This window comes from Flavobacterium phragmitis, from assembly GCF_900112575.1.
GTDB lineage: Bacteria > Bacteroidota > Bacteroidia > Flavobacteriales > Flavobacteriaceae > Flavobacterium > Flavobacterium phragmitis.
On the sequence record NZ_FOMH01000009.1, the window covers coordinates 226,741 to 244,899 of the forward strand.

14 protein-coding genes are annotated in these 18,159 nt (G+C 34.1%); 12 read left to right on the top strand and 2 right to left on the bottom strand.

Translation table 11 applies throughout. From position 1 onward, the window contains the following. Positions 1-2 precede the first annotated feature (2 nt). From BM289_RS16905 to nagB, 7 genes are all read left to right on the top strand, one after another. Complete coding sequence (locus BM289_RS16905; RefSeq protein WP_091495693.1) at positions 3-320, top strand: nucleoside triphosphate pyrophosphohydrolase family protein; 318 nt, start codon at positions 3-5, stop codon at positions 318-320. 28 nt (positions 321-348) lie between these two features. Further along, the gene (locus tag BM289_RS16910) at positions 349-906 is read left to right on the top strand and encodes a YdeI/OmpD-associated family protein (protein ID WP_091495695.1); all 558 of its coding nucleotides are present in this window, start codon (positions 349-351) and stop codon (positions 904-906) included. Positions 907-954: 48 nt separating this feature from the next. Beyond that, a complete protein-coding gene (locus tag BM289_RS16915; protein WP_091495697.1) occupies positions 955-1,602 on the top strand; it encodes a Pr6Pr family membrane protein in 648 nt (215 codons plus the stop codon). Between the two features lie 512 nt (positions 1,603-2,114). Beyond that, positions 2,115-2,630, top strand: a complete 516-nt coding sequence (locus BM289_RS16920; RefSeq protein ID WP_143102094.1) for a glycine-rich domain-containing protein — start codon at positions 2,115-2,117, stop codon at positions 2,628-2,630. 240 nt (positions 2,631-2,870) lie between these two features. After that, positions 2,871-3,509: a hypothetical protein gene (locus tag BM289_RS16930; protein ID WP_143102095.1), complete on the top strand. Its 639-nt coding sequence runs from the start codon at positions 2,871-2,873 to the stop codon at positions 3,507-3,509. A gap of 404 nt (positions 3,510-3,913) precedes the next feature. Then, positions 3,914-6,007, top strand: coding sequence for an alpha-L-fucosidase (locus BM289_RS16935; protein ID WP_091495705.1), 2,094 nt, complete (start codon positions 3,914-3,916; stop codon positions 6,005-6,007). Between the two features lie 341 nt (positions 6,008-6,348). Beyond that, a complete protein-coding gene (nagB, locus tag BM289_RS16940) occupies positions 6,349-8,262 on the top strand; it encodes a glucosamine-6-phosphate deaminase (protein ID WP_208610259.1) in 1,914 nt (637 codons plus the stop codon). A 223-nt stretch (positions 8,263-8,485) separates the two neighbouring features. On the opposite strand, the gene BM289_RS16945 is transcribed toward nagB, so the two are convergent. Both BM289_RS16945 and BM289_RS16950 read right to left on the bottom strand, forming a co-directional pair. Further along, complete coding sequence (locus BM289_RS16945; protein ID WP_091495709.1) at positions 8,486-9,202, bottom strand: LytR/AlgR family response regulator transcription factor; 717 nt, start codon at positions 9,200-9,202, stop codon at positions 8,486-8,488. A gap of 70 nt (positions 9,203-9,272) precedes the next feature. After that, positions 9,273-10,331, bottom strand: a complete 1,059-nt coding sequence (locus BM289_RS16950) for a sensor histidine kinase (RefSeq protein WP_091495711.1) — start codon at positions 10,329-10,331, stop codon at positions 9,273-9,275. 130 nt (positions 10,332-10,461) lie between these two features. Here BM289_RS16950 and BM289_RS16955 point away from each other — a divergent pair, with 130 nt between their 5' ends. The 5 genes from BM289_RS16955 (at position 10,462) to BM289_RS16975 (ending at position 18,137) form a co-directional block, all read left to right on the top strand. After that, on the top strand, positions 10,462-12,702 hold the full coding sequence (locus BM289_RS16955; RefSeq protein WP_091495713.1) for a GH92 family glycosyl hydrolase: 2,241 nt from the start codon (positions 10,462-10,464) through the stop codon (positions 12,700-12,702). 22 nt (positions 12,703-12,724) lie between these two features. Beyond that, a complete protein-coding gene (locus tag BM289_RS16960) occupies positions 12,725-14,602 on the top strand; it encodes a sodium:solute symporter family protein (RefSeq protein ID WP_091495715.1) in 1,878 nt (625 codons plus the stop codon). 395 nt (positions 14,603-14,997) lie between these two features. Continuing rightward, positions 14,998-15,963, top strand: coding sequence for a glycoside hydrolase family 130 protein (locus BM289_RS16965; RefSeq protein WP_091495717.1), 966 nt, complete (start codon positions 14,998-15,000; stop codon positions 15,961-15,963). Between the two features lie 7 nt (positions 15,964-15,970). Beyond that, complete coding sequence (locus BM289_RS16970; protein WP_091495817.1) at positions 15,971-17,044, top strand: carbohydrate-binding family 9-like protein; 1,074 nt, start codon at positions 15,971-15,973, stop codon at positions 17,042-17,044. Then, positions 17,019-18,137, top strand: coding sequence for a putative glycoside hydrolase (locus BM289_RS16975; protein WP_091495720.1), 1,119 nt, complete (start codon positions 17,019-17,021; stop codon positions 18,135-18,137). Before BM289_RS16970 ends, BM289_RS16975 begins: the two co-directional genes overlap by 26 nt. The last annotated feature ends 22 nt before the right edge of the window (positions 18,138-18,159 follow it).

The following is an 18,159-nucleotide window of genomic DNA, read 5'->3' on the forward strand; positions in this document are numbered from 1 at the left end:
TTATGGCATCATTAAATTTTGAAGAATTAAAACAACGTTCTGCACAGATAAGAAAGCGTTATCACGAACTAGAAGTAGCGCATCACGGAAGCGAATGGACGATTGAAGAAGATGCCTTGGCTTTTCTAACCGATGCAGGTTTGGTTGGCCGTCACGTAATGTCACAACAAGGGAGATGGCCAAAAGCAAATACAGAAGAAGAATTGAAGCATAAAATTGGAGAATCGATTTGGTGGCTTACGGTTTTAGCTGAAAGAATGAATATCAATATTGAAACCGTTACAAAAGATTTCTTAGCTAAAACAGAAAAATTATTATGAGAGTTTATTAAAAATAAAATAGATATAGATGACACCAACTTTCTTCGCAGATCAATCCGAATTTAGAAAATGGCTTGAGAAAAACCATCAAAACGAAAAAGAACTTTTGGTTGGTTTTTATAAAGTTACAAGTGGAAAGCCTTCTATAACTTGGCCGGAATCGGTTGATCAGGCACTTTGTTTTGGCTGGATTGACGGTGTCAGAAAATCTATTGACAAGGATAGTTATACGATTCGTTTTACTCCAAGAAAGCCTTCCAGTATTTGGAGTGCAATCAATATTAAGAAAATGGAGGATTTGACTAAAGCCGGATTAATGACTGATGAGGGCTTAAAAGCCTTTAGTTTTAGAACCGAAAATAAATCCAAAATTTACTCGCACGAAAAAGAGCCTGTTCCGCTTTTGGAATCCTACGAAAAAGAGTTTAAAAGCAATAAAATCGCTTGGGAGTTTTTTGAAAAACAAGCACCTTCATACAAGAAAGTGATGATTCATTGGATCATGAGTGCTAAGCAGGAAAAAACACAATTATCAAGACTTGAAAAAACGATAAAAGAGAGCGAAAATCAAAAGAGAGTTCTGTAAAAGTTTCGATTGAAATTCTTATTTTAGTTTTCTGACATAAAGTAAATTATGGAAAAGCAAAATACCACAAAAATTGGGAATGAGGTTCTTTTGGGAATTATTTTAGCTCTGGAACTTTACGCACTTCCAACGCAGTTTTATTTATTAATAAAACAATCTGAGTTTACATTTTTTGGTGTCTTAGTCCGCTTTTTCAGTTTTTTTACCATTCTGACCAATTCTGTTGTTTTTATCTGCAGTGCCTTTAACTTATTTGGAAGAAGATTTAAGATTAGTGCTTTTTTTAGAAAAAATACAACAATAACAGCTGTGACGGTTTACATTATAATTGTCGGACTAGTTTTTAATTTATTGCTTCGTCAAGTTGTCGATTTAAAAGGACTTCACAGAATTGTCAGCGAAATTTTTCATACCGTTGTACCCATTTTGTTTTTCTTTTATTGGCTTTTTTATGTTGATATAGAAAAGATTTCTTTTAAAACTATTACGCTTTGGCTGATTTACCCCATAATTTATGTTGTATATACCTTATTTCATGGCATCTACACCGATTTTTACCCTTATCCTTTTATTGATGCCGTAAAACTCGGTTTTCCCACAGCCATAACCAACGGATTATTGGTTTTATTATCGTTTGTAATTTTGTCTTATGTTTTAATTTTTGTCTCCAAACTGAAAAATATCCTCATTAGATAAATCCTTGATAATAAGATTGTCCTTTTTCTTAAAACTAAAGAATCATATTTTTACGTAAATAGAAAGAAGATATTTTTTAGAAGAAAATTAGTAGAAAACAGCAAATAATAAAAAATACAAATCAGCATTTTATTCTTACTTTTTTGCAGTGGTTTAAGGGATTTGGTGCTAATTATTTGGTAAAAATGATGATTTGTTGATAGAAAATTTATATTTGCGCAAAGAAAGGAAGTTATATTCATCTTTAGTCACAATTCCCTTATACATATCCGGTAAATTATAACCAGTTTTCTTTTTGAAAAGATCTAAAAATACCATTTTCATTTTATTTGATTGTATACAAATATAAAATTTATTTGTAAATAAAATCTTAATTAATATGTTATGATATAAAAGATCTTTATAGTATTGTTTTGTTCATTTAAGTAATTGAATTTATTTTTTAAACTTAATTTGTCAGACAAAAATTACCTGTTATATTTGACGTAATTTCAATGATTAAAGATTTCTTTATGGATAAAATTCTTTGGGAAAAAGTTCAAGGTTTTGAATTTGATAATTTACAAGATCAATATGGTTTTTCTACAAGATTGGCACTCGAAAATTATTGGACATTATATTTTACCCAAGTTGCTTTGCTGGAGTACAAAAAGTTTATGTTTCTGGCGGCGACGCAGAATGAAATGGTTTCACCTTCAGAAATTGTTGATATTGTCTGGCATCAGCATTTAATCTTTACGAATTCCTATACCGATTTTTGCAATCTTTTAGGTAAGAGAATCGAACATATTCCGTCGACTCATAATAAAGCTGAGTTTGAAATGTTCCATAAGGCAAAAGAACGCACTAAAGAGTTGTATGAAATCAATTTTGGAAAACAGCCTTTGGAAGTTTGGCATTATACCAATGAACTGGATTCTTTAGAACTTGAAGACAGTAGTTTTAATGTTGCTACACTTCGAAAAAACTTTTTAAAATACACTATAATTACTTCAATTCCAGTTTGTCTGCTGATTTTCCTTTTTTAATAAAAATTAAAAATCCAGATTTTCTGATTGGCTATTTCATAGTGTTTTTTGCTATTATTCTGTTACTGGAATTTTGCATCAGAAGAAGTTTTCTTTCTTTATATAATAAAGTTAAATCCAATCCAATTGTTCAAAATCTTTCTGCTTTTGAGCTGGTTTTCTTTAAAGAAGGCAAATTGGAAAAAGTGATTCAATAACCTGATTCAAAACAAGAAAATCAGGATTCTAACAAACGACAGGTTGGAATTACTTGATAAAAGTTTTGGAGATAATAAATATGAAAATTGTGTAATCGAATTCATGAGAGATTCGGAATCTGTTTCTTATAAAGATTTATGTCACACAGTCAAACAGAAACCCATTTTTGACCAATTACAAAAAGCCACTTATAGAATTAGAAACAGGGTCATTACCTCAAAAGAATTTGCATTTATTGCTACTGCTGTAATGGTTGTTTTAGGATTATTTCTGAGTATTATCTTCAGCCGATTTATTACGGGAATTTGGAGAGGCAAACCCATAATATTCTTATTATTTGCAATTGTTCCTTTGGTATTAGTTTCAATTGGTTATATCAATAGACTTACCACTTTTATGTTTTCTAAGGTTGTTTCATCTGCATTAAAAAAAGAAATCAGGCATAATACGGAAGTCCATAATAATTGGGAGTGGAATTACTTTTTATATGGAAACTTAGTACTCTCCAGTTTTTTTATCCCAATAGCGAATAGTTCTAACCCTAGCTCTAATAGCTTTTTTAATACGGATTCTGGTAGTTCAAATTCATTCTCATCGTGCGGTTCTTCGTGTTCCAGTTCCTCTAGTTCCTGCGGAAGCTCTTGTGGCAGTTCGTGCGGAGGCTGTGGAGGTGGGGATTAATAAAGTACATTTTGCATTATTTTTTCAGAAGTATTTTGAATTAGTAAGCGTACGCAGCTAACTAGAAAAACCTATTGCGAGTTGTTTTTAGAAACAGCTTTTTTTACATCAGTTATCATTCCGTTGGAATGTTTCGTTGGTAGAAAAAATTATAACGTTACCGGTATTTCACGTTCCGTAGGAACGTTTGTGTTTTGCCATTTTTTAATAATACAACATATCAAACGTTCCTACGGAACGTAAATAAATTGGATAATCATTTTTCTACTACCAATGAGATGTTCCTACGGAACATTTAAAAAGCATAAATGCTTTTAAACCTGTTGTTGGTCGAAATTCTGTTCCATCAAAAATCAATTTATAGTACATTTATGCTTTATCGACTATTTTAAAGCAGTTCAGCAATGAAAAAAATATTTCTTTCCTTATGCCTTTTAGGTGCAATTTCTAATGCTTCAAGTCAGGAATTTGCTAATGCACCAAAACCTTTTGGTCCAGTTCCAACGCAAAAACAAATCGATTGGCAGGAAATGGAATTTTATGCTTTTGTGCACTTTTCATTAAATACTTTTACCAATAAAGAATGGGGTTTTGGAGACGAATCGCCTGAACTTTTTAACCCAACGCAATTAGACGTTCGTCAGTGGGCGAGAATAGTTAAGGAAGCCGGAATGAAGGGAATTATTCTAGTCGCTAAGCATCATGATGGTTTTTGTCTTTGGCCTTCGGCATATACAGAACGTTCTGTAAAGAATTCGCCTTGGGAAAACGGAAAAGGAGATTTGGTAAAAGAATTGGCTGCAGCCTGTAAAGAATACGATTTAAAATTAGGACTATATCTTTCTCCTTGGGACAGAAATCATCCGCAATACGGCAAACCGGAATATATTACGTATTTCAGAAATCAGTTAAAGGAGTTATTGACCAACTACGGAGATGTTTTCGAAATGTGGTTTGATGGTGCCAATGGTGGAGACGGTTATTACGGCGGCGCAAACGAAACCAGAAAAATCAATACGCTTACTTATTACAATTGGGACGAAACGTATAAATTAATTTACAGTATCGCACCAAAAACATTAGTTTGGGGCGTTGGTCCATCTGAAGCAAGATGGATTGGAAATGAAGAAGGACGCGCCGGAAAAACCAATTGGTCTTTATTACGCCAAAAAGATGAATTGGCTGGAAAAGTACATTATACCGAATTTATGTCCGGACATGAAGACGGAGAAAAATGGGTTCCAGGAGAAGCAGACGTTTCCATCAGACCAGGATGGTTTTATCATTCGGTTGAAGATGATAAAGTGCGCTCGCTTGACGAAATGGTCGATATCTATTATGAATCGATTGGACGAAATGCTACTTTATTATTAAACCTTCCAGTAGACAGACGCGGATTGGTTCATGAAAATGACGAAGCAAGATTGAAAGAACTGGTTGCCACAATTAAAGCCGATTTCAAAAAAGAACTTTTAGCAGGAATTCAGGTTCAGGCTTCGAACATTCGCGCAAACGATTCTAATTTTGGTCCTCAGAATGTAATCGACGGAGATAAAAATACCTATTGGGCAACCGATGATAAAGTAAAACAAGCTACGGTTGAATTTACGTTTAAAAAACCAACGGAAATGAATAGAGTTTTGCTTCAGGAGTATATTAAATTAGGTCAACGTGTAAAAGCATTTTCTATCGAAGCAAAAGTGGATGGGCAGTGGAAAACCATTGCCAATGAAACTACAATTGGTTACAAAAGAATTCTGCGTTTAGACAGAGTTACGGCAACGGCGCTTAGAGTGAATATTCTGGATGCAAAAGCAGGATTTGTAATCAGTACAATTGAGGCGTACAATGCACCGACTTTTGTAAAAGAACCAAATATTGGCAGAGATAAAAATGGTTTGGTTACAATTATATCGGAAGAAGGAAATGCTGTTTATTATACTTTGGATGGAAAAACACCATCGGAAAAAAGCACTTTGTATAAAGCACCATTTAAGTATAATAAAGCGGTAGAAATAAAAGCTATTGCAAGAAATACGAAAGAGAAAATCAATAGTGGGGTTAAAGCAGCAAAATATGGCGTTTCTAAAGAAAAATGGAAAATTGTTTCAGTTTCAAGTGGAGATGATAAATCGGCAGAAAGGATTATTGACGGCGATGCCAATACCGATTGGGCTTTTGGAAATGATGAGAACAAACTGCCGCAAACTGTTGTTATAGATATGGGGGAATTGGTCAGTATTAAAGGTTTTACCTATACTCCACAACAGGTTGGCAACAATTTAAATTTGATTTCAAATTATGAGTTGTATACAAGTGTAGATAATTTTTACTGGGACAAACAATCCGAAGGAGAATTTTCGAATATCAAACATAACCCAATTGAACAGATTAAGAGTTTTTCTGCGGTTAAAGCAAGATTTTTGAAATTTGTCGCTACAGGTGCTGTAGGAAAAGCGCAAACAGTTTCGATTGCCGAAATTGGAGTTGTCGAATAAAAGGCAGATATTGAAATATTTTTAAAAAATATTTTATCCGTTAAAACTCTACGCGGTGAAATATTTATAGAATTGCTATAAAAAAAATGAAAAAAAAGCTCCAACGGAGCGACATATAATAAGATTCTAGAAAAATATGTCGCTCCATTGGAGCTTGGATTTTGTAAGTGTTGATTATTTTCTATAAATATTAAGCTTCCTAAGCTTTAAAAAAAGGGTGTTTTTTTGAGACTGCCTTTTTTTGTTTTCTGCCGAACGACAGCCGTTATTAGTCGAATTTTTGGTAATAATGGATAATATAATTCTACTTTTATCTTGCGTTAATTAAATCAGCGAGAGATATGATTAAAGAAGATATAGGTTTTAGGGAAGCAGGGAAATTTGAAGAAACTCGTTTTGAAAAAATTCACAATGTTATTTTCGAATCGTCGCAAGAAGCTTCTGTATTGGTCGCTCGAGAAATCGCTAATTTAATTCAGAGAAAAAATGAGCTGAACGAACCTTGTGTTTTAGGTTTGGCTACAGGATCTTCTCCTATCAAAGTTTACGAAGAACTAGTTAGAATGCACAAAGAGGAAGGACTTAGTTTTGCTAATGTTGTTACCTTTAATTTGGACGAATATTATCCTATGGATAAAAATGATATTCAGAGTTATTACCATTTTATGCATGAGCATCTGTTTCATCATGTAAATATTCATCCTGAAAATATTAATATTCCTGACGGGCAGGTGAGTCCCGAGGAATTACAACAGTATTGTATCGATTACGAAATGAAAATTATCTCTTATGGAGGGTTGGATTTTCAGCTTTTAGGAATCGGAAGAACGGGGCATATTGGTTTTAATGAACCTGGTTCGCATGTAAATTCGGGAACTAGAAATATTACTTTGGATCATATTACCAGAGTTGACGCGGCTTCTTCTTTTTTAGGAATAGATAATGTTCCGAGAAAAGCCATTACGATGGGAATTGGTACTGTTAGAAATGCAAAAAGAATTGTTTTACTAGGATGGGGAATCAGTAAAGCAGGGATTATAAAAAAGACAATCGAAGGGAAAGTTTCTTCGCAAGTGCCAGCGACGTATCTACAAGAGCATGACAACACAACATTTGTTCTAGATACCGAAGCTTCGTCTGAATTGACAAGAGTGAAAACCCCTTGGCTGGTTAAGTCTTGCGTTTGGACAGATGAATTAAAATTAAAAGCGGTGGCTTGGTTGAGTGAGCTGACTAAAAAACCGTTTTTAAAGTTGACGGATAAAGATTATAACGACAACGGAATGTCGAGTCTTTTGACAGAAGAAGGAACTGCATACGATTTGAACATTAAGATGTTTAATAAAATGCAGCAAACTATCACAGGTTGGCCAGGAGGAAAACCAAATGCTGATGATACATACAGACCAGAACGTTCTACGCCGGAAAAGAAAAGAGTAATCATTTTTAGTCCGCACCCAGATGATGATGTGATTTCGATGGGAGGAACTTTTGATCGTTTGATAGAGCAGGGGCATGAAGTTCATGTAGCGTATCAGACCTCTGGAAATATAGCGGTTTCTAATGAAGAAGCTCTGAAGTTTGCAGAAATTTCAAAAGCATTAAATCCTGATTCTAAAATATCTGACGGAATTATTGAATTTCTTCAAAATAGAACAGGAAATGAGATTGATTCGTTAGAAGTTAGAAAATTAAAAGGATTAATTAGAAGAAGCGAATCTTTTGGAGCAACACGTTATTTAGGTTTGCCAGATTCTAATGTACACTTTTTAGATCTTCCGTTTTACGAAACAGGAACAGTCAAAAAGAATAATCTTTCGGATGCAGATGTTGACATTATGTGCGACATTATTGAAAGAATAAAACCGCATCAAATTTATGCTGCTGGAGATTTAGCAGATCCGCATGGAACTCATAAAGTGTGTTTGGACAGTTTGTTTGAAGCTTTAAAAAGACTTAAACAGAAAAGCTTTATGAAGGATTGTTGGGTTTGGCTTTACAGAGGCGCTTGGCATGAATGGGAATCGTACCAAATTGACATGGCAGTACCAATGAGTCCTGATCAGGTTTTAAAGAAACGACATGCTATTTTTTATCACCAGTCTCAAAAAGATGGCGTTATGTTCCAAGGGGATGACAGTAGAGAGTTTTGGGTGCGAGTTGAAGACAGAAACAGATTGACTGCAGAAAAATATCACAACTTAGGATTAGCAGATTATTCGGCTATTGAGGCGTTTAAGCGTTATCATTTCTAAGTGCTTTTTGCAGCAATAAAGATAATAGACTATTTCATGGTTTATTTTGGTTAGTTACCTATAATTGAGAGAAAATGCGGTCGTGGTTGGCCGCATTTTCGTTTTTTTATATGGTTTAGAAGTAAAAAAGTTATGGGTTATGAGTTATAAGTTGAAGAAACTTTAATCTCAAACGTACAACGTACAACGTATAACCTATAACGTATAACGTATAACCTTTAACTTAAATCGAAGAGTTCAGGATTTTTTGTTTCACTTCGTCTATGTAAGATCTTCCTATAACATATCTTAACCCTTCAATTTCGATGCTGTTTCCCTCTACAGCGTCAATTTTATCAATGGCAATGGTGTAGGATCTGTGTATTCTAATGAAATCTCTTTCAGGCAGTAAACTTGTAAAATCAGATAAAGTGCTGTGAATGATGAATTTTCCAGAAGTAGTGCTTATTTTTAAATAATCTTTTAAACTTTCGATAACCAGAATTTCGTTTAAGAAAATCTTCTTCATTTTTTTCTTGTCGATTTTAACGAAGATAAAAGGGTTTTCTTTACTGTTTTCCTGTGGTAATTTACTTGTTGTATTATTAAGGCGTTTATTGATTTTGTTTACAGCTTTCATTAAACGCGGAAACTCAATTGGTTTCACTAAGTAATCCAAAACATCCAATTCGTAAGTCTCAATTGCAAACTGATCGTAAGCGCTTGTAATAATAAGCAACGGCGGATTTTCTAAACTTTTAATAAAATTAATACCGTCTAAAACAGGCATGTTGATGTCTAGAAAAATTACATCAATAGTATTGTTTTTTAAGAAATTTAATCCCTCAATAGAATTACTAAAGGTGTTTACTAATTCCAGCTCCTCAATCTGTTCAATATAATTTTTAATAACGTTTATTGCCAATGGCTCATCATCGATAATTAAACACTTTATTTTCATTTGTAAATAGTATTTTAGGCCGATATTTGGTTTTTTGTAGGTATAGTTTTAGAAACTGCTAAAAGCGAGGCTATGTGACCTTTATAGCTAGCTTAACGACAAAAATATTCTTTTTATTTTTAAATGAAAGCTTATAGTCACTTTTATTATATGCCAGCTCTAGTCTTTTTTTTACGTTTTCGATACCTATGCCACTTGACTTGTTAAAATTATCTTTATGTACGGTAAATTCGGGCATTGGGTTTGAAATTACGAAATATAAAAAATCGCCTTTGACTTTAAAGCTGATGTCAATTACTACATTTCCTGTGTTTTTGTTGACACCGTGCTTAAATGCATTTTCTACAAAAGTCAATAATAATACAGGAGAAATTTCTTTATCATGAATATCTCCAGAAATATACATGTTTACTTCCAAACGTTCTCCATTTCGAATTCTCTCCAAATCAAGATAATTCTGGATACACATGATTTCGTTTTCTAAAGTCTGTTTTTTTTCTTTTGTTTCATAAAGCATGTAACGCATTAATTCAGAAAGCTTCAGAACTATTTTAGGAGTCTTATTCGATTTTTCTACAGAAAGTGAATAGATATTATTCAAAGTGTTAAAGAAAAAGTGCGGTGAAATCTGTGATTTTAAAAACAGTAGTTCTGTTTCCAATTGCGATTTCTCCAAATCGGTTACACGTCTTTGTTCTTGTAATAAATCGAGAGTTATTTTGATGGCGGTTACAAAAGTCATAACGTACAATTCACCCATCATCATATCTATTGTATAATTTAAAGTAAGTTTGTTGATGGTCTCTGGTCCTTCGGGCCAAACATCATGTGTAATTAATAAATAGGTAAGATTAAATTTCAGCACAACCATTACAAAAATGGCTGACAAAACGGTTACGATATACAGGAAGTATTTTTTGCGGTAAACCAAATAAGGCATTAAAATTAAAATGTTAAGATAACATAATGCCATGTGAATTGGAAAACCTAATAATGTTGTTTTTAAGGAATACACATAATCGTTAAAATAACTTCCCCAGCGAAGTGTATTGAGCATAAAATAGGATAACCAAAAGTAGGCATGATAGCGTACAGGCAGTTTATAAGATTTGCTTGAGTTGAAAATCATATTGGTAGTATAAAATGTCGTTTATTACTTTTTTTTGATGTTTAGAGCTGTTTAAATGTCGTCCGTCTAAATTTATTTTGGTAAAAGTTGAATTTATCTAAATTTAAAGTTAAATTAATATTGTTTTGATATGAGGAAAATTACTCTGCTCTCTTTAACGGTAATTTTTATTGCAAGTTGCAAAATAAAAGTAGATAATAACAAAGATCACAAAAAATTTGCAACAAATTATGTAGATCCTTTTATAGGTACTGGAGGCCACGGACATACGTATCCAGGCGCAACAGTTCCGTTTGGGATGTTACAAGTGAGTCCGGATAATGGAATTTCTAGCTGGGACTGGTGCTCAGGCTATCATTATTCTGATTCGATAGTTTCTGGATTTAGTCACTTACACTTAAGCGGAACAGGAATCGGTGATTTGGCAGATATTTTATTTATGCCGACAAACAAAAAATTAGACTTAACCGCCAAAGCCGCATCACGCGATTTCCTTCCGTATAAATCAAAATATAGTCATGTTAACGAAAAAGCAGTACCGGGTTATTACCAAGTTTTTCTTGAAGATCCTAAAATCAATGTAGAATTAACTTCTACGCAAAGAACCGCATACCATAAATATACCTATAATACTAACGACACGCAGTCGGTTGTAGTAGATCTTGGTTTTGCTATTAATTGGGATAAGGCGTTAAAAACGGCTATCAAAATTGAAGATGCCAATACTATAAGCGGTTATCGCTACAGTACAGGCTGGGCAAAAAATCAGAAAGTTTATTTTGTTGCCAAATTTTCTAAACCAATAACAGAATCTATTATCACAGCTGATAAAAAAGTGGTTTCTGGTTCAAACGCTGAAGGGGAAAACACCGCTTTACAATTGTTTTTTGATTCTAAAAACTCAAAGGAATTAGGCGTAAAAGTGGCACTTTCTTCTGTAAGTGTTGAAAATGCAAAAGGTAATTTAGATGCTGAAAGTCAGAATTTTGAAAAAGCGAAATCTGATGCGACTTTGGATTGGAACAAAGCTTTAAGCAAAATTACAGTTGAAACTCCGATTGATTCTTTAAAAACCATTTTCTATACCGCTTTATATCATGCACAAGTGGCGCCTGTAATGTACAGCGATAAAAACGGCCAGTTTAGAAGAGAGGATGATAAAATTATTACGGCTAAAGATTATACCGCATATTCTACTTTGTCACTTTGGGATGCTTTTAGAGCAGAGAACCCATTACTGACCATATTAGAACCAACAAAAGTTTCCGATTTAGTGAACTCAATGTTGGCGTATTATGAAACTAAAAAAATACTTCCAGTTTGGACATTATATGCTAATGAAACCAATACTATGACGGGTTATCATTCAATTCCCGTTATTGTTGATGCTTACATGAAAGGTATTAAAGGTTTTGATGCTGAAAAAGCTTTCGAAGCAATGAAAGCAACGATGATGCAGGACGAACGCGGATTAAATTTCTACAAAAAATACGGTTATATTCCGTACAACTTATTAGATGAATCGGTTACGATTACGTTAGAATATGCTTACGACGATTGGTGCGTAGCTCAAATGGCAAAAGCATTAGGAAAACAAGCAGATTACGAGTTTTTCTCAAAACGTTCCAAAGCATACGAATATTTATTTGATGCGAAATCAGGTTTCATGAGAGGAAAATCGGAAGATGGAAAATCATGGAACGAACCTTTCGACCCTAAACACTCTAATCACAGAGAACATACCGATTATACAGAAGGTAATGCGTGGCAGCACAGCTGGTTTGTACCTCATAGTGTGGATGATTTTATCAAACTTCACGGAGGAAACGACATTTTCACAAAACGTTTAGAGCAATTGTTTACAGAAAGTTCAGAGATTACAGGAAACAACGTTTCAGCAGATATTTCTGGTTTGATCGGACAATATGCGCACGGAAACGAGCCAAGCCATCATATTGCTTATATGTTCAACCATGCAAAACAGCCTTGGAGAACACAATATTGGGTGCGTCATATTTTAGACACGCAATATAATACAACAGCTAATGGTCTAAGCGGAAACGAAGACTGCGGCCAAATGTCGGCTTGGTATGTATTTAGTTCAATGGGATTATATCCAATGAATCCGGCTTCTGGAGAATATGAAATTGGAAGTCCGATTTTCGAAAAATCAACTTTAAATCTTCCAAACGGAAAAACTTTTGTAATCGAAGCAGAAAATGTTTCAGACAAAAATTTCTATATCCAATCGGCTACTTTAAACGGAAAAGCATTTACTAAAACAGCCATTTCTCACCAAGAAATATTAAAAGGCGGCGTACTTCATTTTGTAATGGGAGCACAGCCAAACCAAAACTGGGGACTAAACTAACTAATTCAAAATAAATAATTTAATGAACATTATAGACGTATCAATCATTTTAATCTATATCGTAATGTCGGTCGGTATAGGAATCTGGATTTCAAGAAAAGCATCAAAAGGTTTAGATGACTATTTTTTGGGAGGAAAATCAATCAAATGGTATTTTTTAGGATTGAGTAACGGCTCTGGAATGTTTGATGTTTCAGGAACTTCCTGGATGATTGGCGTTTTATTTCTATATGGTGTAAAAAGTTTCATGTTTATGTGGCTTTGGCCAATCTGGAATCAGATTTTCGTCATGATGTTCCTCGCAGTCTGGATTAGAAGGTCAAAAGTAATGACAGGTTCTGAGTGGATTTTAACTCGTTTTGGAAGCGATCAGGCTGGAAAAGCATCACATATTATTGTAGCGATTTTTGCAATCATTTCTACAATTGGTTTTATTGCTTATTTCTTCGTCGGAATCGGAAAATTTGTAACGATTATTCTTCCTTGGGATTTAACAGTTCATTTAAATGGTTCTGTTTTCTTAACCTCCGAACAGGCTTATGCATTGTTAATCATTTTCTTAACTACAATTTATACCGTTAAAGGTGGAATGTTTTCTGTTGTGGCAACAGAAGTAGTACAATATATTATTATGATTGTTGCTGGAGTTTTAATCGCAGGTTATGCATTCATTAATTATACAGATGTTCAGATTAATTCGATTATTACGCCAGAATGGAAAAATGTTTTCTTCGGATGGGAATTTGAAACACAATGGAGCGATAAATTTGAAACATTCAACAGATTAATTGATACAGAAGGTTACAAAATGTTCGGTGCTTTCATCGGAATGACCTTATTCAAAGGATTCTTTGCGAGCGTTGCAGGACCAACTCCTAGTTACGATTTACAACGTGTTCTTTCTACAAAATCGGTAAAAGAAGCGGCTTATATGAGTGGTTTTACCAACTTGATTTTATTCATTCCTAGATATTTACTAATCACAGGAATTGTGGTTATCGCTTTAGTAAATTTAGCACCAGAATTAAATGCAAACGTAAATCTAACAGGAGCAGATTTAGAATTATTGATGCCAAAAGTAGTTAATCTTTATATCCCGGTTGGAATTAAAGGAATCCTTTTAGCAGGTTTATTAGCAGCATTTATGTCTGGATTCTCGGCTTTCGTAAATGCAGGACCAGCTTATATTGTAAATGATATTTATAAAAAATATTTTAAACCAGTTGCTTCAAACAAACACTATATCAAAGTAAGTCAGATTTCTTCTTTCTTAGTGGTTGGTTTAGGCGTTTTCATGGGATTCTTCGCAGATTCTATCAACTCATTAACACTTTGGATTACAAGTGCTTTATACGGAGGATATGTTGCAGCAAACTTCTTAAAATGGATTTGGTGGCGTTTCAACGGATGGGGATATTTCTGGGGAATGGTTGGCGGATTAGTAGCGGCTTCTCTTCAGTTTGTTTTAGATCAAAATAAAGGAAACTTAACATCAGGAACATTTTTACACCAGCTTTCAGAAGTGCCTTCAATTTACTTATTCCCATTAATTTTTGGATTCTCCATTTTAGGTTGTCTTTTAGGAACTTATTTAAGCAAACCAACCGACATGGAAGTTCTAAAATCGTTCTATAGTAATGTAAGACCTTGGGGATTTTGGAATCCTGTTTACAAAAAATTGAAAGCGGAAGATCAGTCTTTCCAAAAAAATAATGATTTCTATTTAGATATGATGAACTGTATTATTGGTATTATTTGGCAGTCAAGCATGATTTTGCTTCCGATTTACTTTATCATCAGGGATTATCCAAAAGCAGGAGTAGCTTTAGCAGTGTTCTTGGTGACCACTACAGTATTGAAGTTTACTTGGTTAGACCGAGTTCGTAAGATAGAAGAATAAAGAAAATAGAATTAAGATTATAGAATCAGGATTTTAGAGGAAATTATTCTGATTCTATAAAATTTAAACACATAGAAACATAGATTTTTTTGACTTTGAAAAAGGTAAGAGAAAGAAACTAGTTTCTAAAATATAGCTTTACGGCAACGTTTGTCATCCTGACGAAGGAAGGATCACACACGAAACTCTATAAAGATTGGCGACATAGATTGCGGAGCTTCTAATGTAATCCTTCCTTCATCAGGATGACTAAAAAGGGCATAAATAGGATAACGTACAGCTATGTTATTTATTCAAAATGAAATGCCTTTTTTAAGCGCTCCTAAATAACTATGTCTCTATGTGTTTAAAAAAGAATAAAAAACAAAAAACTAATAAATAAAAAAAAACAAAAAATGAGTACTATTCCTTGGCAAGACAGACCCGAAAACAGTAAAGATGTAATGTGGAGATATTCGGAGAATCCTATTATCGACAGATATTCGATTCCTTCATCAAACAGTATATTCAATAGTGCAGTTGTACCTTTTGGAGATGGTTATGCTGGGGTTTTCAGATGTGATAATAAAGCAGTTCAGATGAATATTTTTGCTGGTTTCAGTAAAGATGGTATCAATTGGGACATCAACCACGAACCAATTGTGATGCAGTCTGGAAATACAGAAATGATCGAATCTGCTTACAAATACGATCCACGTGTAGTTTGGATCGAAGACCGTTACTGGATTACTTGGTGTAACGGTTACAATGGACCAACAATTGGTATTGGTTATACTTTCGATTTTAAAGAATTTTTCCAATGTGAAAATGCCTTTTTACCATTCAACAGAAACGGAGTTTTATTCCCACAGAAAATCAACGGTAAATATGCGATGTTAAGCCGTCCAAGTGATAACGGACATACGCCTTTTGGAGATATCTGGATCAGCTACAGCCCGGATATGAAATATTGGGGAGAACACAGATTGGTGATGAAACCAAGTCCATTTGAGCAAAGTGCTTGGCAATGTACAAAAGTAGGTGCGGGACCAATTCCAATCTTGACAGACGAAGGATGGTTAATGATTTACCACGGAGTTATCAATACTTGCAACGGTTTCCGTTATGCAATGGGTTCAGCACTTTTAGATGTTGATTCTCCAGATCAAGTAAAATATAGAACACAACCATATTTATTAGGACCAGCAGAAACGTATGAAATGGTTGGAGATGTACCAAACGTAGTTTTCCCATGTGCTGCTTTACACAGTATTGAAGAAGATAAATTAGCAGTTTATTATGGTGCAGCAGATACTCATGTGGCGATTGCTTTCGGAAAACTGAGTGAAGTAATTCAATTTACAAAAGAAAACAGTTTATAATATAATGATGCATAGTAGAGGTAAATTATTGTCCCTAGCCGTAACTTTTTTTTCGCTGCTGGGTTATGCTCAATCTGAAAAACCGGTTACACCGAAAAGTTATATTGCGTATAAAACTTCTCAAGAGATTGTTATCGACGGCGATGGAGCAGACAAAGCTTGGGAAAAAGCATCTTGGACAACTCCTTTTGTCGACATAGAAGGCGTTGAAAAGCCAAAATACAATACTCAGGTTAAAATGCTTTGGGACGATAATTACTACTATATCCTAGCCAAAATGGAGGAGCCTCATGTTTGGGCAAATCTAAGACAGCGTGACACTATTATTTTTTACAATAATGATTTTGAGGTTTTTATCGATCCGGATAATGATACTCACAATTATTACGAATTGGAAATAAATGCGTTGAATACGGCCTGGGATTTATTCATTAATAAACCATACCGAGAAAAAAACACCGTTTTAAACGACTGGAATATAACAGGTTTGAAATCGGCTGTAAAGGTGGATGGAACTTTAAATAATGCTTCAGATACAGATAAAGGTTGGACATTAGAAATTGCCATTCCATGGTCGGTTTATAAAGCATCCTATTTCGATGATATTGTTCCAAAAGATAAGTTTTGGAGAGTCAATTTCTCTCGAGTAAACTGGCAACATTCTGTTATCGATGGAAAATATGAACGTAAAAAAGATTCAGAAGGAAAGTTTCTCCCGGAATACAATTGGGTTTGGTCGCCTATGGGAGTCATCAATATGCATGAGCCCGAAAAATGGGCTTATGTATATTTTTCCTCGAAAGAAATAGGTGAGCAGGACACTTTTACTATTCCTCAGGACGAAAAGGTAAAATGGGAACTGTATACATTGTTTAGAGCTCAGAAAAGGTATTTCGATAAGAATAAATCCTGGGCAAAATCAATACAAAGTATTAGTCCAAAAAATATAATTGTTGATGGTAAGACTTTAAAACCGATACTAGAGAATCATTTAACAGGATTTAATATTTCAGTAAAAAGTCCTTTTTCAAACAAAATCTTAATAATAAAAGAAGATGGTAAAATTATTACGAACGAGTAAGTTACAAAAACTATCAAAAGTTATAGTTTTGACGCTTTCGCTGAGTTTATTCTCTTGCGGACAAAAAGAAACTAAAGCAGCAGAAAACGGAAAATTCACTTTTGGAGTTTGGACAACTGCTGACGCGAAAAAATCGGATACGGATTATTCGAAAGAATTCAAAAAATATAAAGATGGCGGTATTGACGAAGTTTTAATTAATACTAATACCGACCCAAAACTATTAGCAAGATTAGTACCGCTTGCCACAAAAGAAGGTCTAAAAGTTCACGCTTGGATTATGGCAATGAATCGTCCAAATGATTCAATCGCCTTACAGCATCCAGATTGGTATCAAGTAAGCAAAGAAGGAAAATCTTGTTTTGATAACCGTCCATACGTAGATTATTACCAATGGCTTTGCCCAACGAAAGAAGAATCTAGAAACCATGTTTTAGGTTTAGTTGAAGGTTTGGCAAAAGTAGAAGGAATCGAAAGTGTACATTTAGATTACATTCGTTTCCCTGATATTTTCCTGCCAATCAGTTTATTGCCAAAATACAACTTGGTTCAGGATACAGAATTACCACAATTTGATTTCTGTTATTGTGATGCTTGTGTAAGCAAATTCGAAAAAGAGCACCATAAAAATCCAAAACAAAGCCACAATACTTCAATTGATATGGAGTGGAAAAACTTCCGATTGAATGCGGTAAAAGCAGTGGTGGATGATGCATATAAAATTGCTCATAAACACAATAAAAAATTAACTGCAGCGGTATTTCCTTATCCAGAAATGGCAGACCATATGGTGCGTCAGCGTTGGGATAAATGGAATATTGACGAAGTATATCCAATGATTTATCATAGTTTTTATGATGAAGAAATTGACTGGGTAGGTTACGCAACCAAACAAGGTGTAGCTGATTTAGAAGGAAAGCCGACGAAAGTAAATACTGGTATTTATATTCCGGGATTAAAATCGGATGCAGAATTGAAAGAAGCAATTCTTCAAGCAAAGAAAAATGGTGCGACAGGAGTTTCTTTTTTTGACGGAAATGCCTTATCAGATAGTAATTTAAAAACGATTAGAGAGGTAAAATCGACCTTGTAGTCGATTTTACTGGGATTAAAAA